Below are 20,431 nucleotides of genomic sequence, written 5' to 3' on the forward strand. Positions count from 1 at the left end.
AAGGATAGGTGATTTTATGAAGACAGGAACAAAAATCATTACTTTGGATAACGGCTATCACTTATGGACCAATACCCAAGGCACTGGCGACATTCATTTGTTAGCATTGCATGGCGGCCCCGGCGGCGAACATGAATATTGGGAAGACGCAGCCAAACAACTCAAGAAGCAAGGCTTGGACGTGCAAGTTACCATGTACGACCAATTGGGGTCATGGTATTCTGACAGTCCTGATTTCAGCGATCCCAAGAACCGCAAAGATATTTTAAACTACGATTATTTCTTAAATGAAGTTGACGAAGTTCGTGAAAAGCTCGGGTTGGACAACTTTTATCTCATCGGCCAATCATGGGGCGGCCTGTTAGTTCAAGAGTACGCTGCCAAGTTTGGTCAACATTTAAAGGGTGCCATTATTTCTTCCATGGTTGATCGAATTGACGATTACACCAAGCACCTGGAAGAAGTCCGTGAGAAGGCATTAACCCCAGAACAAGTTGCCTACATGAAGGATTGTGAAGCTAAGGGTGACTACGATAACGACAAGTATCAATCATACGTTGATATTTTGAATAAGGGATACATTGACCGGAAGCAGCCTTCCAAGCTGTCGCATCTGATCGATGTTACTAACACCGATATCTATGGCGCTTTCCAAGGCGATAACGAATTCGTTGTCACTGGTAAATTGGCTGAGTGGAACTTCACCGATCAATTAAAGAACATCAAGGTGCCAACGCTGGTTACATTTGGTGAACATGAAACCATGCCAATCGAAACTGGTAAGCGCATGGCCAAGATGATTCCAAACGCCAAATTCGTCTCAACACCAGAAGGCGGCCACCATCACATGATCGATAATCCGGATGTCTACTATGACCATCTGGCAACCTTCATCCGCGAGGTGGAGAATGATACGTTCAACAAGTAGAGTGTGACGAGCAACGGGTGATGCGGTGTGTAAGGCCGGAAAGATTGAAATCCCGGGCTTGGATTTAAAGCTTTTTGGACTTACACGTTAGCATCAGTTGCCTCGGAACACATTTCAACCAGAGTGTGACGAGACCCGGTTAGAGCCCGGAACAATCTCAAAAACCAAACAAGCGCCGGGAGAATTGCATGTCATTTGCAACTCTACCGGCGCTTGTTTTATTTTCGCAATGAATCTCTCTGAAGTAATTTAATTGGCAAAACATACTTATCCAGCAGTTGATCGTCATTTTTCTGAAGGCGGCTGAACAACAAGCGAACCAACAAATCCGCGATGTCTTCTACCGGCTGGACGATTGTACTTAATTCTGGATGATACTCCTGGACGTAATCCGAGCCATCGTAGCCGATTACTTGAACGTCTTCGGGGACTCGCATCCCCGCCCGGCGCGCTTCTTGAATACATAGCAATGCGGTTTGATCATCCGTACAGAAAATGCCGTCCGGCTGATCAGCCAGCAGTTTTTCACGTAACGTAGCCCGACGAATGGTGGGCGTCGAATTAAACGGAAAGGCCACCATTTGAACAGAACAGCCATGTTCCTTGGCAATTTGTTCAAAGCCGGTTAATCGGCGGTTATTGGGAGCCCGCTTCTCTAAACTACCGGACACAACCATGAACTTTTTGGAGCCCTTTTCGATCATCGTCCGAGCCGCCAGTTCACCACCTGCCTGATTATCACTGCTGACAGTCGGAATTTTCGTTTGAAAATAACGATCATAGGAAACAATCGGCAGCCCCGACATTTTATATTCCTTAATTCCCTCGTTATGCGAACCAGTGATGATACCATCAACCTGGTTAGCCATCAGCATTTTCAAATACTGCTGTTCCTTTTCGGGATTGTCCATACTGTTACAGATAATCGCTTTATAGCCACGGGCAAACAGCCGATTTTCAATTTCCTCAACCACTTGGGCAATCAATGGATTCTCCAGGCTGGCAAAGATCAAGCCAACTAATTTAAATTGTTTTCCTTGAAGGACCCGGGCGGCCAAACTAGGTTGGTAATTCAGCTGCTGCATGGCAGAAAAGACCTTTTCTTTGGTGGCGGCTGACAAATAGCCCCGCTCATTGATCACCCGAGAGACAGTGGTCACAGAAACACCGGCCAACTTTGCCACGTCTGCTAATTTTGGTTGCATGAAATCACCTTCTCAACGCGTTTTGATAGTACCAGTATAGCATATTGGAAAATCTTTTTATGTTAATTTATGTCAAGCGATTGACACATCGTTATGTAAGCGTGTATCATGTGTTTTGTGAAAGGGGTTTCAAAATCATGAGAGGTGAGCACATTGATTAATAATCAACAAAATCCGACTTGGTGGCGGAATGCAGTTGGCTACCAAATCTATCCCAAAAGCTTTTATGACAGCAACAACGATGGTATCGGTGACCTACCGGGAATCATTGAAAAGATTCCCTACATCAAATCTTTGGGAGTGAACTTCGTCTGGCTGTCGCCATTCTTCGCATCACCAAACATCGACAATGGCTATGACGTGTCAGATTATGAAGATATTGACCCGCAATATGGCACATTGGATGACACATTTAATATGATCCGGCAGTTCCATCAAAATGACATTTGGGTCGTCTTCGACCTCGTCATCAATCATACGTCCGATCAACACCACTGGTTCCAAGAAGCGAAAAAATCGATTGATAACCCCTACCATGATTTTTACATTTGGCGAAAACCGATTGCCGAAAAAGAACCCAACAACTGGGTCTCCTTATTTGGGGGTTCGGCCTGGACTTATAACCCGGCGACAGACGAATATTATTATCATCTGTTTGCCAAGCAACAGCCCGACCTTAACTGGGAAAATCCCAAGGTTCACGAAGCGGTCAAACAAATTATTGACTGGTGGGCCAAACACGGCGTTGACGGTTTCCGATTGGACGCCATTTCTCACTTAAAGAAAAATCAATCGTTTGCCAACGTCCAGGATCAAGAAGCAGCCATGAATAACGTTCCAGGCATCGACAAGTTTCTCAGTGAACTCAGTGCTGATTTTAAACGGGACCACCTCATGACCGTGGGTGAAGCTGGTGGCGTTCCAGTCACCCGCGCCCAGGAATGGGTAAACAGCAAAACCGGCTACTTCGACATGATCTTCCAGTTTGACCACGTCAGTTTCTGGGAAAAGTTCACCGTCGGCCAAATCGACGTGGCAATGCTGCGAAAGGCGTTAACCAACTGGCAGAACGGCCTCGAGGGAATCGGCTGGAACGCCCTTTTCCTGGAGAATCACGATTTACCCAGAGCAGTTTCTTATTTCGGCAATGATGGCAACCTGCGTCAGCAAAGTGCCACGGCCTTGGCAATGATGTACTTCTTGATGAAAGGCACCCCGTTCATTTATCAAGGCCAAGAACTTGGAATGAGCAACGTGGACTTTGACAACATCGATCAATACCGCGATCTGGATTCCAAACGCTTTTATCAAGAGGAACTGGCCAAGGGCGCAACCAAAGATGAAACGTTGTTTAAACTCCAAAAAAAGAGTCGCGATAACGCCCGTACGCCAATGCAGTGGGCGTCAACCGGCGGCTTCAGTAATCATCAACCTTGGATCGAAATGAACCCCAACCATCGAACCGTCAATGTTGCCAACGAACAAGCCGATCCACAATCAGTCCTCAGTTTTTACAAGCGGTTGATTGCTCTTAGACTAAGCGATCCAATTTTACTGACTGGTAAGTATCACTTAACCGACACGCACGATCATCAACTTTATGTTTACATCCGCGAATCTGGTCACCAAGGCTACCTGGTTATCACCAATTTGAGTGATACGCCGGCAAGTTACCAGATTACCTCGGATTATCGGAACCTCGAGTTAATTCTCACTAACAGTTCGGCTGAACAGAATCCCGCCGCCATGAAGCTCCAGCCCTGGTCAGCCTACCTTTACAAATACGAAAGGAAATAACCCATGAAATTAAACAATCAAGCAATGCTCATTACCTATCCCGATAGTTTGGGAAATAATATCAAAGATTTGCAAAAAGTCTTGTCAACATACCTGGACGGTGTCGTTGGTGGTGTTCACCTGCTGCCATTCTTCCCGTCATCTGGTGATCGCGGTTTCGCACCGATGGATTATACCAAAGTGGACGAAAAATTTGGCAATTGGGACGACGTGAAAAAGCTGTCCGAGTCATACTATTTAATGTTTGACTTCATGGTCAACCATATTTCGAAACAATCCAAATACTTTAAAGATTTCCAAGCTAACCACAATCAGTCTGCTTATCGGGATCTGTTCATCCACTGGAATGAATTTTGGCCCAAGGGTCGTCCAACTCAAGAAGATGTTGATTTAATTTATAAGCGCAAGCCAAAGGCCCCTGTTCAAACGGTCAAATTTGCCGATGGTCAGACCGAAGATGTCTGGAACACCTTTGGTGAGGATCAGATCGATCTGAATGTGACTTCCAAGGTAACCAAACAGTTCATCAAAGATACCTTGAACTTCTTGATGGACCATGGTGCTTCTATCATTCGCCTGGATGCCTTCGCTTACGCCATTAAGAAACTCGGCACCAACGATTTCTTCGTAGAACCGGAAATTTGGGATCTACTGAAAGAAATCAGTGACATCACTAGTCCACGTGAGACCACCTTATTGCCCGAGATCCATGAAAACTACCATATTGTCCGAAAGATTACCGACCATGATTACTTCAGCTATGACTTTGCCTTACCAATTGTCACTTTGTATAGTCTTTACTCAGGCAAAGCAAGTCGCTTGGCCGGCTGGCTTAAGAACAGTCCGATGAAACAGTTCACGACTTTGGATACCCACGATGGCATTGGTGTTGTGGATGCCAAAGATATTCTATCGGACGAGGAACTGGATTACACCAAAGCTGAAATGTATAAAGTCGGCGCCAACGTCAAAAAGGTTTATTCCAGTACTGCTTACCATAACCTTGACGTTTACCAGATCAATACCACATACTACTCAGCTCTAGGGGATAACGATCACGCTTACCTGCTTGCCCGCGCCATTCAAGTCTTTGCACCAGGGATTCCTCAGGTTTACTATGTCGGCCTGCTTGCCGGTAAGAACGATCTGGGCTTGCTGGAAAAGACCAAGGAAGGCCGCAATATCAACCGTCACTATTACTCATTGGATGAAGTGGCTGAAGAAACCAAACGGCCAGTCGTCAAAGCATTGTTTGATCTCCTCCGTTTCCGTAATCAGAGCTCGGCGTTTGATTTGGAAGGTGGAATTGACGTCCAACAGAATGGTGACAATGAAATTGTGGTTACCCGCCGATCCGAAGATGGTCAGACTTCCGCAACTTTGTCCGCTAACTTGCAGACCCAAGCCTTTACCATTACGGAAACCAATTCTGAAGGCGAGACTAAAGAAATATTAACCAGTAATTTGTCAGCAGTTAAATAAGCACACACACTGAAAAGAGGATTAAAAATGAAAATGACACAAACATTGCCTGCGGGTTCCCAATCACTCACAAATGATGAACACATTACCAACAAAGAACGTTTAAGCTATGGAGCATCGGACTTTGCCTGCAATATCGCCAACGGTATGGTCGGCACCTACTTGATGTACTACTACACGGATGTTTTCGGCTTAGCTGCCGGGGCAATCGGAACCCTGTTTTTTATCGCTAGAATCGTCGATGCAATTTCCGGTCCAACCTGGGGCATTATGATTGATCGCACCCATACACGTTGGGGTAAAAGTCGCCCCTTCTTCTTATGGTTCTCCATTCCATACGCCATCTTCTTCATTCTGGCATTCTCGTCCGTTCCACTAGGACCACTGGGCAAGTTGGTTTGGGCATACGTCACCTATATTGCAATTGATATTTTATATTTGGGAATCAACATTCCAATTACTTCAATGCTGCCCAGTCTGACCGCCAATCCACAGGAACGGGTTCGATTCAGTACTGTTCGGCAAGTGTTAGCTACCACTGGGGCTACGTTAATCTCAATCATGGTCCTGCCGGCAGTCTCGCTGCTTGGTCAAGGTAATGACAAAAAAGGTTTCTTGATTACCGCGATTTTGGTCGCAATTCTGACTGCGTTCTTATTGTTGTTAACGTTCAAAAACACACGTGAGCGTGTCCATCCCCGTCACCAAGAAAAGCTCTCCCTCAAGGAGTCTGCTCGGGCGCTTAAGGGCAACTGGCCTTGGATGATTATTTCCTTAATGTATTTCTTCTTCTGGATCGGGATGCAAACCAAGCTTCAAGTAACGGTTTATTTCTTTAAATACAATATGCACAATGCGGACTTAGCTTCGTTCATGCTCGGTCTGCAGGCACTCTCGCTGGTTGTGATTGTCTTTACGCCATTTTTAACTCGCCACTTTGGCAAAAAAGGCACGATGGTAATTGGTCTTGGCCTTTGCGTCATCAGTCAATTAGTTCTTGGCGTCGGTGCTAAGATGATGAACGTCCCCATTCTGGCGGGCGCGACGATTCTCGGGTACTTTGGTAACGGCTTCTTCGCTGGACTGCTGCCAGTTATGCTTGCCGATACCGTTGATTACGGCGAATGGAAAAACGGTGTTCGAGCTGAGGGTCTGGTTACGTCATTCTCCGGAATTGCCTCCAACCTTGGCATGGGAATGGGTGGTGTCGTCACTGGGTTCTTGCTCAGCATGAACGGCTACGTTGCCAACCACGCCCAGACTGCACAAGCCTTAAATGCCATTGAGATGAACTTCGTTTGGGTACCATTCATTGGATTTGGTATTGGATTAATCTTGATGTACTTCTACAAATTCGATAAAATGCAACCGCAAATCGAAGCAGACCTCAAGGCACGACATGAAGCTGCTTAAACCACAACTTACCATTTGAATTAATAAAGGACCCCTGAAGTTAGTGTACAGATGCTAGCTTCGGGGGTTCTTTGACTGTTACAAATATGCTTGATAACCCAAGATAATTGCCAAGACAATCGCAAATATCCCCACTGCGGTTTTGATAACTTTAGATGGAATATACCGCACGATGATCGGTCCAATGTAGCCACCGGTAAATAACCCCAGCAACAAGGGGATAATCACTGCCCAGTCGATTGGAATCGTGAAGATAAACATGGTTGCTGCCACGATATTATTCATAAACGAAGCAAAATTGCGCATTGAATTATAAATGGCATAGTTTTCATGAACAATTTTTGAAAGCACCGCAATCATTAACAATCCGGATGCCGCACCAAAATAACCGGTATAGATTCCTACCAGGAAAGTACTTACCCAGCTTACAACGGTAATAATTCGGCTATCAAATGCCGATTTGCCATGGCGTTTAGGCGTCAAGATCAGAATTCCGGCAAACATGATGAAAACTGGAACTAATTTTTTGAAACCGCTATTGGTGCTATGAATTAAAATGAGCGCACCTAAAACGCCGCCTAAAGTATTTAAAATCGCAATTTGAAACGCCTGTTTCCAGTGACCATGCAGCTCCCTCAACGAGGAGGTCACGGTTCCCAGTCCGCCGCCGACTTGGGCAACGGTAATCGTTGCGTTGGCAGTAATCGGTGCCACGCCAACCGACAGTAATACCGGATACAAGGTCAACGATGCCATCCCCACAATTCCCGTTAAGACTCCCGCTAAGAGACTCATGAGCACCAAATAAATAATTGAAAGCATACTTTTCCTTTCGCATCACAGGCACCGTGGTTTTTGGCTACGCCTGCACATACCAATATTTGACTTAAGAATAACATTCTGGGGTTGGAATTCAAACGTTAACGCGGCTTCTGGCTGTCGATACTTATGTACCAGGGAAGCAGCTCGCCGGCTACTTCTCTGACAATTCATTAATAACTCACATGAACATACTTTGGACTAGCCGTCACGTAGCCACCCTTTACTTGGAAACGTTGACTTCCAGTGACCCTCAGAGAATAAGGATGGGCATAAACAACTTTGTTGACTTTGAGAATGGTGCCCGTTTTGAGCTGTTTAACATGTTTATCGAAGTTGGTGTTGCTATAAAGATAAGTGGCTTTAACAATCTTCACTTTCTTTGGTTGCTGATATTTTTCAGCCGTGACCATTTTACGATTACCGGTGACATAGTGGCCATTTGAAAGCAGGTATCGGGTTGTCAGATGGTATTTGATGAATCCCTTAACTTTCAATTTAGTCCCTTGCTTCAAATTTTTGACCTTCCCGGTCAAGTTCTTGTGCGTGTATTCGTTGACTCCAGTTGGGTTAATGACCGTCAGCTGTTGGTGATTGCTTTGGTAATAAACTGGACGAACGAATGCCCAATCGCTAGTAATGTAGCCAGTCTTGCCAGCTGTTGTGCTGTGATGGTTGACGTCTCGGACAGCGTACACAATCTGGCCGTTACTTGCCTTCACCTGTTTGGTTACCACAAACATCGGCCGATTAATTCGTGGCTTCTTGGTATAGGTGGCGATTCGGTCACGTGACTGCATGTCTTTGTCCTTGTACAAGTTGATCGTTTTCACTGCGTATACAGCTTGATTCTTTTGTGCTAGGGGATGATCTGGGGTTGGAATTGCACCGGGTTGCGAAACTGCGGTGGTTGGACTCTCTGCGGCCCCTATCGATTCACTTGAGCGATTTGGTGTTGGGGTAGTTTGGGGATTTGTTGGCCGTGGTTGACTGGGTTTCACCGGTGGAACGACTGGAATCTCAGGCTGTTTAACAACTTTGACAAACGCACCTAAGTCGTACCCACCCAGTCGATGAATTGGCTCTGGATTGGTGGCGTTCTCTCCCAAGCCATCATTCTGCTGAGCTTCATAGTGCATAATGACCGTAAATTGATTTGGGGTGTCGGCAGGCTTTGGCAAATCTGTCATCTGTCGTTTGTTCTGATCGTTCTTAACCTTGGCAACAGTGACATCCGTGTCGTTTGCCAACACATCCACATCAACATGGTCGGGGTTAATTTGTTCAACTCCGGCAATCTTGAATGAGGCATTAATTGTCTTTGTTAAAGCTGCCCATGTCAGTGGATCCTTGGTCACCACATCTACCGGGAGCAAATCTTTAGAAACAAGAACTAAATGGTTCTCGTCAGGACCGGTTGGAATCTGGAATTGATCACCAAAGGCTCTTGCACTCATTTCAATGTCCGCCTGGCCAAGTGAGATGCTCGTCAATCGGTTTTCCGAAAATGCCCCAGTCGCAAGTTGGGTTGCCTTGGGCAAATCAACTCGTGTCAGTTTATTGTTGGTAAATGCCCACTTGCCAACAGTTTGAACATTAGGCAGTGACACGCTGGTCAGTTCGTTACCCGTAAATGATTCGTCGCCAATTGTGGTCACTCCAGGCAAGTCAATGCTGGTCAACTGATTGCCATAGAAGGCATTATAATCAATTGTCTTAATCTGGTTTGGCGCTTCAAACGTGACCGCTTTGATCCCGCGATATTCTGGAATCCCAACTCCTGCTTCGTCAATATCTCCAACTGTCGATAAATTGTCGGTAGAGAATGCGTCTGGGCCAATGCCAGTTACTGTTTCACCTTGCAGTGTTGCTGGAACTACCAAATGACCACCTTGAAGCAATTGACGGGCCAAATCCTCATTTTCGACATCTGTAATGATCCCGTCCTCTATGGAAACATCATCGTCAGTTAAAGTAATTGTCTGATTTTGTTGCATCGGTACCTTTTCAATCTTAGGTCCTGCAGAGTCAATCGTATCTGCTTTGACCGCAATACCGCTGATTCCGAATAGGAGTGTTGTTAAAAAGCTGATATAAATAAGTCTGCTCGTCTTCATATTGGGGACCTCCTCATCAATCCTGTCATCTCTTTACACCTGTATTTTAACACGTATGATTATAATTACTATAAATATTGTCTTATAGTTAATGCCATTATAATCATTAAATCAGCTAAATTCATTCATTTTTGGCAATAAAAATGGGCCATTTGTCTAGTCCCGGCAAATGGTCCCAGTATGCTAACTATTGAATTGTTTCTGTGATTGCTTCCTTCATGGCTTGTGTACTCAACTCCTGCCCAATTCCCGGTCGATCAGGAATTGTGAACCAGCCATTCTTAGGCTCGACGTGATATTTACCGGAATCGATATTGGGCTGCTTCAAGGAAATCTCATGGTACTCATGAATCAGAGTGTTGGGCAATACTGCCTCCAGCTGTAATGCGGCAGCCGTTGCAATCGGACTACCACACACGTGAAATTGAATACTGACATCGTCAATTGCCGCCAGATCGCTGATCTTTTTAGCTTCGGTAATCCCACCACAGATGCCAACGTCGGGCTGAATCACACTCAGTGATCGTTCATCAAGAAATGGCTTGAACCCATATCGAGTTACTAATCGCTCACCACTTGCTAAGGGAATAGAAACATTATTTCGGATTTCTTTGGTTAGCTGGGGATTCATCGGTGAGTTGGGCTCTTCCATATAGTAAATGCTCAGGGGCTCAACCTTAGCGGCAAACTTAATGGCTGAATCGACGTTCAATCGAGCGTGGCATTCCAAAATTATATCAACATTCTCTCCCACGGCTTGGCGAACAGCCGCAATCCGATCATAATACATTTGAATTTGTGCCTGGGTTAGCAGTTGCTGGTCATGCACACCAAATGTTCCATCTGCCTGCATCATAAATGGATCAACTTTGAGGGCCGTATAACCTTCTTGAACAGCTTTTTCTGCTGCTTGAGCATAATCCTTTGGTGTCGCCAGGAATTCAACATGCTTGCCCCAGCCGAACTGAATTTGACTGGCGTAAGCTCGAATTCGGTTTTGGGTTTGACCACCCAGCAGCTGATACACAGGGGCATGAAAGTATTTGCCTTTAATATCCCAAAGAGCGGTATCAATGGCACTCACAGCTGAATAAAAGACAACCCCACCGCCTTTTCCCCAAAACGTATCTTGATAGAGTTCATTCCAGATGGCTTCATTCCGCAATGGATCTTGGCCGATCACTCGATGGGCCAAATCTTTCAGACTGCCGACAGCTCCCAAACCGCCACTGCCATATGCCAGTCCAGCTTCACCAAATCCTGAGATGCCGGCATCCGTATTAATTCGAATCACAACTGGATGCCAAGCTGGCATGAGTCCAAACCACTGCAATTGAAAGATATCAACGCTGATAATTTTCATAAAGCACCCCTTTTCAGCCTTTAAAACTGATCATCATGTGAGCGATCCAACATGATCTCGGCCAATCGTTTCGGTGGAAGCGGCCCGATGCTGGTCGTCAAATCAGCCCTTGCAAAGGCATCCGTGAGGGCTGATAAATTGAATTCAGTCCCATCCAACCGCTCGGTAATGGCATGAAGATTTGAATTTGGTTGTAAGAAATCCCCATAAATTTGCGAATCAACCACGTGGTTGTCTTGAATCGAGAACCCGATTCCGACCGTTCCAATACCGTTAAAATAACCATCTCTGTAATATTGATGTTGATTGCCAGCGCCAAAAATCCAGGTCTTGCTGCCATATTTAGTATGAGCCAACGAAACAATTGCCTGCCAATCTTTCTCAGTCAATCGATAGGTTGGAACTTGCGCCAGATTAGTTGTTTGAAACACTTGGGTCAAAATTGTTTGTTGAACTTGATCGATTGAAACTGTTCGATGGGCAGCATCAAAGTGCTCGCGGAGATTTGTCACCCGACTGTGAACCGATTGAACGCCTTTAGCCCTCAACTTTGCCCGTGATGGTTTCAACACTGAGCTGGCAGCCTCGATATCGACATCAATCATCAGCGTGCCGCCATAGGACACCCGATGACCAATTTTGGAAGCTGACATCCCGGAAAACTTGCGGCCATCAACTGTTAAATCATTTCGACTGTCACTCTCCGCATTGACGCCCAGGGACTGCAACGCTTTAACGACTGGTTGGGCGTATTTTCTGAAATGGGGATGTTGGACAGTTGGCTCAGTATCAATAAAAACGTACGTCAGATTTCCGGGATCAACGTAGACGGCTCCACCACCAGAACCTCGGCGAACCAAATCAATCCCGTGGGCCTGGAGATAAGCCATGTTCACCTCGGCAAAAACGTTCTGATGAACGCCACAAATGACAATTGGCGTTTGCGGGTGGTAGAAATACACCAGTGCATCTGAAAACTTCGCCGTTGTCTGCAGGTATTCCGGAAAGGCCTGTTCAACCGTTGGGTCCTTCAAATATTTCAATCCATTGGATGTATCTAGATAATGAATAATGATCCCTTCTTTGAGACTACTTCTTAATATACATATATTTATAATTCCATTGTGACCCCGTTGTATTGTGGGTAATGCCGTGCAAATAAGGTCGTTTCAGATATAAGTTGTAATTCTGGAATAAAGGTGTGGCCCCTTGATCCTGCATGATAATCTTCTCAGCTGCCAACATCTTGTTCCAACGAATCGATGGGTTGGCGTTGTTGGTATAAATTGACTGGCTGATCAGCTGATCAAATTTTGCATTATGCCATGAGCCATAGTTCATTGAATTCTTGCTCATCATCGGCTGCAGAAAGGCGGTTGGATCAGCAATGTCAGCTCCGCGACCGGTAATGTACGCTTCAAAATCGCCGGAAACTCCGCGGGCATACTGAACTTCTTGAGGAACCGTCTGAAGATTAATCGTTAATCCAGGAAGTTGTTTCTCAGCGGATGATTTGATAAATTCACTCACTTTCTTCACGTTATCTGAATTGGCAACCATGAGGTTAAAGGCCAGCTTCTTTTGACCAATTTGTTTTAATCCTTTGTTCCAATAATCCTTGGCCAACTTAGGATTATAGGCAACCCCTTCACCGCCATATTGTTGAGAAGCAAAGTCCTTATTGTTGGCCGGATCATAAGCCAAATATTTGGTAACAAATCCAGTTGGCTTCAGTGATTCGCCTTTCAAGAGGTTGTTGGCAATCTGGCTGCGATCAATCGTTAATGAAACGGCTTTGCGGATATCCACATTATTAAAAGCTTTCCGCAAGGTTGGATTCTTGATCTTTTGGTTATAAACCAAATAGTTCATGTATGAGTACGGACCGTGGTATAGGTCGGCACTATTCTTATAATGCGTGACCTGATCGCCAATTAAAATTGTAAAATCAAGTTTGTGTGCCTGATATAACGACAAACTGGTCTGTGGATCAGTCACATAATTCATATGAATTGTGTTCATCTTGACATGCTTTTTGTCCCAGTAGTTTGGATTCTTTTTAAATGTCCAAGTATTGGATTGTGGGGCCCATTTTTTGATGACATATGGCCCGGAAAAAACGGCCTTATTGGCAGCTTGGCCATAGCTGGCGCCGTATTTGTCAACGATCTTTTTGTCTTGTGGTGAAAAGGCCTGATAGGTCATCAATTTAGTGAAGTAGGCAATCGGCCGATCCAAATGAACAACAAACGTTCGCTTATTCGGTGCCGCAACGCCCAGCGCGCTTAGCGGCAGTTTCCCAAAGTTGACCTTTTCGGCATTCTTCACGCCATCAAACAGATAGGCATGGGTGGACTTGGTCTTGGGATTCAACGTCCGTTGCCACGAATAGACAAAGCTGTCAGCTGTAATTGGATCCCCATTACTAAACTTGGCGTTCTTTCGAATTGTGAAAGTATAAGTCTTACCGGCATTGGACACACGATACTGACTTGCCAACGCCGGAACCGGCTTATGATTCCTATTCATGTACAACAAACTATCATAGAGATTACCGGCGTTATCGAAGCCCTGGGCTTTTGAAATATCCAGGGTCACGATTGAATAGTTCGCCGACAAGTTGGCCGTTCGAACCAACTTGCTGTTGTCTTTTGACTTAGTCTGGCTCGAACAAGCCGCTAGTGTCCCCACACTCAAAACACCTGCTGCTAAAAGGAGCAAATTTCTCAAATAATGGATCATATTCTTAACACCATTCCCTTCAAATAATCCTGTTACCGCTTACAAGAGGTCCCCAAAATAAGTTCAAAGGACAGGTGACCAAGGGGAGAAGGTCGCTGGCTTTGAACTTTTAACACGTGAATATCTTACAACAGGTTTACCACATAAATCAAGGACAAATTTTGGTACAAAAATACCACACAAAGAATTATTTGTGTGGTATCATATTTTTATCTCATTTTACGATTCTTCTCGAATCACTGGTTTTTCCTTTAAGCTCAATTGCTCCACGTTCAAGACTTTATCAACCAATCCATCATAGAAGCTGGACTCATGGCTGACAATAATTAAGTTACCGGGGAACCGGTCCAAAGCTCGCTTCAAGGCCTCTTTAGTCTCTTCATCCAAATGATTGGTGGGCTCATCCATAATCAGGAAGTTGGTCGGGGTGAACTCCATCATGGCCAATTTGACCTTGGTTTGTTCACCTCCGGAAAGTTCCCCAATTGGTTTAATGGCATTGGCAGCATCCAGACCGCATTTGGCAAGCTTGGTCCGGATTGCCCGTTGGTTTAATTTAGGAAATTTATCCGAAATAATCTGCATCGGCGTCATCCGGTTGTTATCCCATTCCAGTTCCTGGCTGAAATAACTGATGTGAGATGATGGCGAGAATTTGGCCGTTCCACCTTTGGCAGGCAGTTGACCGAGGATTGATTTGATCAAAGTTGACTTACCAACCCCGTTAAACCCTGCAAAGCCAAACTTCTCTCCCATTGAAATGGTGAAGGTAACCGGCTTAAGTAATGGCTTATTGTAACCAACCGACAAATGATCGACGGTCAAGGCTTCATGAGAACCGGTTTCTTCATAGGGAAAATTGAAGCTGGCCTTGATATTAGTCGAAGGCGGATCAATTTTATCCATATGGGCCAGTTTCTTCTCCCGCGATTTGGCCATCGTGGACTTGGAACCCGCCTTGTTCTTACGGATAAAGCGCTCAGCTTTCTCGATTTCGACCTGCTGCTTATCGTACTCACGCTGTTGGAATTCTTCTCTCTCAGCCCGTTGACGCATCGCTTGTTTGAAACTACCACGATATTTGGTAATCTTCCCAAAAGCAACGTTGATGATACAGTTAGTGATTTTTTCCAAGAAATCATAATCATGTGAGACGACCAGTGCAGAACCGGTAAACCCATTCAAATAGTCGATCAACCAGTCGATTTGAGCGGTGTCCAGATAGTTGGTTGGCTCATCGAGTAAAATGACGTCGGGATCTGCCAACAACATTTTGGCAAGGATGATCTTGGAACGCTGACCACCTGACATCTGGCCAACCAGGTGATCGCGACCAATGTTATCTAATCCCAAGCCGGTAATCGTCTGTTCAATTCTGGTGTCAATGTTATAGAAATCGCTGGAATCCAAGATGTCCTGAAGTTTCCCAGCCCGCTCCAACAATTTATCATCGGCCGTCTTAGCATAGGTATTATAAAGTTCATTCAATTGGTCACTAGTTTTGTATAAATCAGCAAATGCCGTGCGCAAAAAGTCGATCAGGGTTAAATCTTCCTCAACATCGGCATACTGGTCCAAATAACCAATTTTAATGTTTTTCTGCCACTTTATGTCCCCAGAAAGAGGCAGTTCACTTCCGGTAATGATCTTGATGAGCGTTGATTTACCAACCCCATTTTGACCCACCACGCCCATGTGCTCGCCTTTTTCAAGCGTAAATTCAGCATCTTTGTACAGATCCTTCTCAGCAAAGCTCATTGAAAGATTTGATACGGATAGTAATGGCAAAAAAGTTCACTCCTTAATTAATTCGAAATACTACATACAATTTGTTACGTTACTCTTGTTTCCTATAGTAGTCAAACTAATCGTGCGAAGATTTCGCTTTGGTATATAATGGAAACATTACTTTTAAAGGATGATCATAAATGAATATCAGAGAAATTGAATACATTACAATCCCCGTCTCCAACCTGGAAGTCAGCCTCAGATTTTACCACGAGGTCTTTGACCTGCAAATTGTTGATTTACCCAACGGTGATAAGGGAGCGGACATGCACAAAATGTTCCTTGACTTCCACGAGGAAGACAAGGTCGACAACCCAATCTCATTTGGCTTGATTGCTAAAGACAAAATGGCCGATATCAAAGCCCATTTGATTAACTACTTTGTGGATATCGTGAGTGAACCGACCGAAAAAACTGAAGTAAGGAGAAACGTTAATTCGATCACGATTTTAGATCCTGACAAGAATCGGATCGAAGTTAACGAGTTCAGATAAATGAATCCAACCAGGTATCTCATCACTAAATCAACGCAAATTTTAAAATTCGTGGGGTTTCTGGCAACTTATATTGTAGCGGAATCAGTTTTTGAAATTGCCGGTCAATACATCAAAGACCCTCTGAGTGCTCGTCACCTTCTGGGACTGGCACTGGTTTTGATTGCCGGGGCCCTGGCTTTGATCGGTTGGCGTTATGGTAAGCAGCTCGCTGCTAACAATCCACGGCATTTTGGCCGACGGCATCCGACTGCCAAGCGGATCGCCCAACTGTTATGGATTTTTATTTTGATGACGGCTATCCAGATACTTTGGCAGTGGCTCATTGCCAACCACGTCTTGACTACACCCAGCAATCAACAGGCTGTCGAAGCCGCCGAAGTCAAGATGCCCATGTGGAACATCTTTTTTGGCGGGATTCTCGCACCGATTTTTGAGGAGCTTATTTTTCGTGGCATCTTCATGAATTATTTCTTCAATAAAGATAACCGGCTGAACAATCTTTTGGCAGTCATCGTCAGCGGCTCGCTGTTTGGGTTTGCCCATGAGATGAGCTTTGACCTGACTTGGATCATGTATTCCGCCCTCGGCTGCTGCTTATCGTTTGCCTACATGCATTTCCGTGATATTCGTTATAGTATCGCACTTCATATGATGAACAATTTGATTCCATAGGATGAGAATATGAACCGCACTATTTAGTCATAAAACCAAATCACAATTAAAACAGAGATCGGGACACAGCTCACAATGAGGGTTCTACAATATCTGTTGTTGGTAATAGATTTTTATCTATTACTGATGACAGATTTTTTGTTTATCATTAGAATAAAAAAGCGGACATCTCCCGTCCGTTAACTTGCTCCCACCACAGAATTAAGTCAAGAAAGAAAATGCCCTATGTCAAATGATACTACGAAAATGTTGTTAGGAATAGATGATGAACACTTAATAATTGAGGAAGGACAAGTGGGTGATGATGGAGTGATTCGATTGGTGGGGTCCCTAAACTACACCCCCAAGGCATGCCGCAATTGTGGGATTATCAATGATCACCAAATTATTGGCTATGGTTGGCGGAAGACCACCATTAGATTCGCAAAAACATTGGGCAGCACCGTTATCCTGTGTCTCAATCGGCGAAACTTTCACTGTAAGGCTTGTCATACCAATTTCCTGGCGCAGACGAATGCGGTGCCGAAACACTGCACGATTTCAAATACGACCCGCAAACAATGCTTAGAAAAACTGACCGAACCGGTTTCGCTCAAACACATTGCCGATGAGTTATCCACTTCGGATTCATTCGTTGGTCGGCAGCTCTTGCGCGCTGAACGGGACTTTCAAACCAACTGGCACTATTTACCAAAAGTTCTCCTCATGGACGAAGTTAAAAGCACTAAGAGCGCCACCGACGCGATGAGCTTTGAATTTATGGATGCGGAAACCCACGAATTGATCGACCTGTTACCCTTTAGGACCATCTATCAGCTTCAAAAGTATTTCCAGCATTACGACCAGGCTGCGCGAGAAAATGTGAAAATTATCGTCACCGATATGAACTATACCTATCCCAAATTGGTGGGGCAGATCTTTCCGAACGCCATCGTTGTCATCGATCCGTTCCACTTGGTTAACGCTTTAAATCGAGCTTTTAATAAGACGCGGGTGCGCCTCATGAAAACCCTGGCGACTTCCTCACGCGAGTATCACGCCCTAAAACGCTATTGGAAACTATTATTAACGCCGGAAAATCACCTCAACTACGAAGCTTTCCGTAAGTGGACAAACTTCCCTTATCCAGCGACTGCCACTGATGTGGTTGATGCTTTATTGGACATTGATCCCGAGCTCAAGCAAACTTACAACGTGATGAATCGGTTACGTGAAACCATCAAAAACCGTGATTGGCCCAACTATAATCAAGTATTCCATCACTTAGAGGGCTGCTCGGAAGAGATGTTGGCAACCCTCCAGACCCTAGCGACTCATCATGATGAAATTGGCAATACCTTTACTCACCATTACACCAACGGGCCCTTAGAAGGTTCAAACAACAAGATTAAAGTCATTAAACGCACTGGATTTGGTTACCGAAACTTCTTCAGATTCCGGCTAAGAGTGCTGTTCGCTTTTCGAGTTCATACAAAAAGAGCTCTAATCACCAAGTGATTAGAACTCCAATATTTTGTTCACCAACAACAGTTGACGAAGAACCACAATGAGCTATGCCTCGACCTCCGTTGAGATCCACTGTTATCTAGTTTAAACGTGGAACGATCGGCCGCTCCCGGCCATTTAAGCAAAAAATCGAGTTATTCCAAGAACAGGAATAACGGCTCTACAATATCTGTTGTTGGTAATAGATTTTTATCTATTACTGATGACAGATTTTTTGTTTTTCATTAGAATAAAAAAAGCGGACATTTCCTGTCCGTTCATCAAAACCAACAACCACGAAGATTTTAGAGAAAGAAGGAAATGCCCTATGTCAAATGATACTACGAAAATGTTGTTAGGAATAGATGATGAACACTTAAAAATTGAGAATGGCAAAATAGGTGATGATGGGGTAATCAGATTAAATGGATCACTGAACTATTCTCCCAAGGCCTGCCGCAATTGTGGGGTTATTAATGATCACCAGATCATTGGCTATGGTTGGCGGAAGACCACCATTAGATTCGCTAAAACATTGGGCAGCACGGTTATCCTATGCCTCAATCGGCGAAACTTTCACTGTAAGGCTTGTCATACCAACTTCCTGGCGCAGACGAGTGCAGTGCCGAAGCACTGCACGATTTCAAATACAACCCGGAAACAATGTTTAGAGAAGTTAACGGAACCAGTGAGCCTCAAACACATTGCCAATGAATTGTCCACTTCGGATTCATTCGTTGGTCGGCAGCTCTTGCGCGCTGAACACGACTTTCAAACCAACTGGCACTACTTACCCAAAGTTCTCCTCATGGACGAAGTTAAAAGTACTAAGAGCGCCACCGACGCGATGAGCTTTGAATTTATGGACGCGGAAACCCACGAATTGATTGACCTGTTGCCCTTTAGAACCATCTATCAGCTTCAAAAGTACTTCCAACATTATGACCAAGCCGCGCGAGAAAATGTGAAAATTATCGTTACCGATATGAACTATACCTATCCCAAATTGGTTGGGCAGATCTTCCCGAACGCCATCGTTGTCATCGATCCCTTCCACCTGGTTAACGCTTTAAACCGGGCTTTTAATAAGACGCGAGTGCGTCTCATGAAAACCCCGGCCACTTCCTCACGCCAGTATCACGCCTTGAAACGCTATTGGAAACTATTATTAACGCCGGCCAATCACCTTAACTACGAGGCTTTCCGTAAGTGGACAAACTTCCCTTATCCGGCAACTGCCACGGATGTGGTTGATGCTTTACTGGACATTGATCCCGAGCTCAAGCAAACTTACGACGTGATGAATCGGTTACGTGAAACCATCAAAAACCGCGACTGGCCCAACTATAATCAAGCCTTTCACCACCTGCAGGGGTGCTCGGAAGAGATGTTGGCAGCCCTCCAAACCTTGGCGGCTCATCATGATGAAATTGGCAACACTTTCACCCACCACTACACCAACGGGCCATTAGAAGGTTCAAACAACAAGATTAAAGTCATTAAGCGCACTGGATTTGGTTACCGAAACTTCTTCAGATTCCGGCTAAGAGTGCTGTTCGCTTTTCGAGTTCATACAAAAAGAGCCCTAATCACCAAGTGATTAGAACTCCAATATTTTGTTCACCAACAACAGTTGACGAAGAACCGGAATAACTCGATTTTTTGCTTAAATTCTGGGATCAAAACGCCTTGCGTTCCACTCTATTTAATTAGAATGATTCAACTTTTCCTTAGCTGCTTTAGGCACCTGTGAATAAGGAATTCCCTCATAGTCAACGACATTCTTCGATCTTGAGTAACCAATCTTGATATAGTGACCTTTGACGAAATACTTACCGTCAACCGAGCCCACTTCAAGGGTCTTACCCTGACCTTTGTCATTGTAAGCCTTAATCAAATAGTAATGAACATCCGGGTTATTGCCGGGCGAATTCTCAGTTCGTTCCAATTTGCCAACTTGGCCATAGTAAAAGATTCTCGCATAATTGTGATGATACCAGATACCGCCAATTGCACCAAGCACAACAAGAACCGCCAAAATGATAATTGTTCTTTTCTTCATGGTCGATCTCCCTCATATTCTGTCTATGGACAAACTATATCTAATCCCAACCAGCCTGTCA

Annotated in this window: 16 protein-coding genes; 8 read left to right on the forward strand and 8 right to left on the reverse strand. The window is 44.7% G+C overall.

Translation table 11 applies throughout. The features are described from left to right. Positions 1 to 16 precede the first annotated feature (16 nt). Complete coding sequence (locus KE627_RS03395) at positions 17 to 928, forward strand: proline-specific peptidase family protein (RefSeq protein WP_013728627.1); 912 nt, start codon at positions 17 to 19, stop codon at positions 926 to 928. A gap of 218 nt (positions 929 to 1,146) precedes the next feature. Here the strand turns inward: KE627_RS03395 and KE627_RS03400 are convergent, their stop codons facing one another. Then, a complete protein-coding gene (locus tag KE627_RS03400) occupies positions 1,147 to 2,133 on the reverse strand; it encodes a LacI family DNA-binding transcriptional regulator (protein WP_056939142.1) in 987 nt (328 codons plus the stop codon). A 153-nt stretch (positions 2,134 to 2,286) separates the two neighbouring features. Here KE627_RS03400 and KE627_RS03405 point away from each other — a divergent pair, with 153 nt between their 5' ends. Genes KE627_RS03405 through KE627_RS03415 form a run of 3 tightly spaced genes read left to right on the forward strand, consistent with a single transcriptional unit; the run spans position 2,287 to position 6,825 of the window. After that, positions 2,287 to 3,930 carry a glycoside hydrolase family 13 protein gene (locus KE627_RS03405; RefSeq protein WP_056939143.1) on the forward strand — a complete coding sequence of 548 codons (1,644 nt, stop codon included), beginning with the start codon at positions 2,287 to 2,289 and terminating at the stop codon, positions 3,928 to 3,930. A gap of 3 nt (positions 3,931 to 3,933) precedes the next feature. Continuing rightward, the gene (gene gtfA / locus KE627_RS03410) at positions 3,934 to 5,412 is read left to right on the forward strand and encodes a sucrose phosphorylase (RefSeq protein WP_013728630.1); all 1,479 of its coding nucleotides are present in this window, start codon (positions 3,934 to 3,936) and stop codon (positions 5,410 to 5,412) included. A gap of 27 nt (positions 5,413 to 5,439) precedes the next feature. Further along, positions 5,440 to 6,825, forward strand: a complete 1,386-nt coding sequence (locus KE627_RS03415; protein ID WP_014940442.1) for a glycoside-pentoside-hexuronide (GPH):cation symporter — start codon at positions 5,440 to 5,442, stop codon at positions 6,823 to 6,825. A 78-nt stretch (positions 6,826 to 6,903) separates the two neighbouring features. Here the strand turns inward: KE627_RS03415 and KE627_RS03420 are convergent, their stop codons facing one another. The 6 genes from KE627_RS03420 to KE627_RS03445 all read right to left on the reverse strand — a co-directional run bounded on the left by KE627_RS03420 (position 6,904) and on the right by KE627_RS03445 (position 15,624). Continuing rightward, positions 6,904 to 7,647 carry a sulfite exporter TauE/SafE family protein gene (locus KE627_RS03420; RefSeq protein WP_056939144.1) on the reverse strand — a complete coding sequence of 248 codons (744 nt, stop codon included), beginning with the start codon at positions 7,645 to 7,647 and terminating at the stop codon, positions 6,904 to 6,906. Between the two features lie 170 nt (positions 7,648 to 7,817). Then, positions 7,818 to 9,761, reverse strand: a complete 1,944-nt coding sequence (locus tag KE627_RS03425; protein WP_013728633.1) for a DUF5776 domain-containing protein — start codon at positions 9,759 to 9,761, stop codon at positions 7,818 to 7,820. Positions 9,762 to 9,948: 187 nt separating this feature from the next. Further along, a complete protein-coding gene (locus KE627_RS03430) occupies positions 9,949 to 11,124 on the reverse strand; it encodes a mandelate racemase/muconate lactonizing enzyme family protein (RefSeq protein WP_056939145.1) in 1,176 nt (391 codons plus the stop codon). A 20-nt stretch (positions 11,125 to 11,144) separates the two neighbouring features. Then, the gene (gene lplA / locus KE627_RS03435) at positions 11,145 to 12,167 is read right to left on the reverse strand and encodes a lipoate--protein ligase (protein WP_049775799.1); all 1,023 of its coding nucleotides are present in this window, start codon (positions 12,165 to 12,167) and stop codon (positions 11,145 to 11,147) included. 46 nt (positions 12,168 to 12,213) lie between these two features. Next, positions 12,214 to 13,815: a peptide ABC transporter substrate-binding protein gene (locus KE627_RS03440; protein ID WP_133286470.1), complete on the reverse strand. Its 1,602-nt coding sequence runs from the start codon at positions 13,813 to 13,815 to the stop codon at positions 12,214 to 12,216. Positions 13,816 to 14,085: 270 nt separating this feature from the next. Then, positions 14,086 to 15,624, reverse strand: coding sequence for an ABC-F family ATP-binding cassette domain-containing protein (locus KE627_RS03445; RefSeq protein WP_041805965.1), 1,539 nt, complete (start codon positions 15,622 to 15,624; stop codon positions 14,086 to 14,088). A gap of 170 nt (positions 15,625 to 15,794) precedes the next feature. Between KE627_RS03445 and KE627_RS03450 the strand changes: the two genes are divergently transcribed. The 4 genes from KE627_RS03450 (at position 15,795) to KE627_RS03465 (ending at position 19,908) form a co-directional block, all read left to right on the forward strand. Beyond that, on the forward strand, positions 15,795 to 16,148 hold the full coding sequence (locus tag KE627_RS03450) for a VOC family protein (RefSeq protein WP_013728638.1): 354 nt from the start codon (positions 15,795 to 15,797) through the stop codon (positions 16,146 to 16,148). Further along, entirely contained in the window at positions 16,149 to 16,823 is a 675-nt protein-coding gene (locus KE627_RS03455) for a CPBP family intramembrane glutamic endopeptidase (protein WP_013728639.1), read from the forward strand. A gap of 225 nt (positions 16,824 to 17,048) precedes the next feature. Then, the gene (locus tag KE627_RS03460) at positions 17,049 to 18,320 is read left to right on the forward strand and encodes an ISL3 family transposase (protein ID WP_035181568.1); all 1,272 of its coding nucleotides are present in this window, start codon (positions 17,049 to 17,051) and stop codon (positions 18,318 to 18,320) included. 316 nt (positions 18,321 to 18,636) lie between these two features. Then, positions 18,637 to 19,908, forward strand: coding sequence for an ISL3 family transposase (locus KE627_RS03465; RefSeq protein WP_211772869.1), 1,272 nt, complete (start codon positions 18,637 to 18,639; stop codon positions 19,906 to 19,908). Between the two features lie 105 nt (positions 19,909 to 20,013). Here the strand turns inward: KE627_RS03465 and KE627_RS03470 are convergent, their stop codons facing one another. Further along, entirely contained in the window at positions 20,014 to 20,370 is a 357-nt protein-coding gene (locus tag KE627_RS03470; RefSeq protein ID WP_013728640.1) for a YxeA family protein, read from the reverse strand. Positions 20,371 to 20,431 lie beyond the last annotated feature (61 nt).

It is taken from the genome of Lentilactobacillus buchneri (assembly GCF_018314255.1).
GTDB classification, from domain to species: Bacteria; Bacillota; Bacilli; order Lactobacillales; family Lactobacillaceae; genus Lentilactobacillus; species Lentilactobacillus buchneri.

Coding starts and splice junctions, on each gene's coding strand:
- KE627_RS03395 (WP_013728627.1), top strand. CDS start 17: ATGAAGACAGGAACAAAAATCATTACTTTGGATAACGGCTATCACTTA.
- KE627_RS03400 (WP_056939142.1), bottom strand. CDS start 2,133: ATGCAACCAAAATTAGCAGACGTGGCAAAGTTGGCCGGTGTTTCTGTG.
- gtfA (WP_013728630.1), top strand. CDS start 3,934: ATGAAATTAAACAATCAAGCAATGCTCATTACCTATCCCGATAGTTTG.
- KE627_RS03415 (WP_014940442.1), top strand. CDS start 5,440: ATGAAAATGACACAAACATTGCCTGCGGGTTCCCAATCACTCACAAAT.
- KE627_RS03420 (WP_056939144.1), bottom strand. CDS start 7,647: ATGCTTTCAATTATTTATTTGGTGCTCATGAGTCTCTTAGCGGGAGTC.
- KE627_RS03425 (WP_013728633.1), bottom strand. CDS start 9,761: ATGAAGACGAGCAGACTTATTTATATCAGCTTTTTAACAACACTCCTA.
- KE627_RS03430 (WP_056939145.1), bottom strand. CDS start 11,124: ATGAAAATTATCAGCGTTGATATCTTTCAATTGCAGTGGTTTGGACTC.
- KE627_RS03445 (WP_041805965.1), bottom strand. CDS start 15,624: ATGAGCTTTGCTGAGAAGGATCTGTACAAAGATGCTGAATTTACGCTT.
- KE627_RS03450 (WP_013728638.1), top strand. CDS start 15,795: ATGAATATCAGAGAAATTGAATACATTACAATCCCCGTCTCCAACCTG.
- KE627_RS03455 (WP_013728639.1), top strand. CDS start 16,149: ATGAATCCAACCAGGTATCTCATCACTAAATCAACGCAAATTTTAAAA.
- KE627_RS03460 (WP_035181568.1), top strand. CDS start 17,049: ATGTCAAATGATACTACGAAAATGTTGTTAGGAATAGATGATGAACAC.
- KE627_RS03465 (WP_211772869.1), top strand. CDS start 18,637: ATGTCAAATGATACTACGAAAATGTTGTTAGGAATAGATGATGAACAC.
- KE627_RS03470 (WP_013728640.1), bottom strand. CDS start 20,370: ATGAAGAAAAGAACAATTATCATTTTGGCGGTTCTTGTTGTGCTTGGT.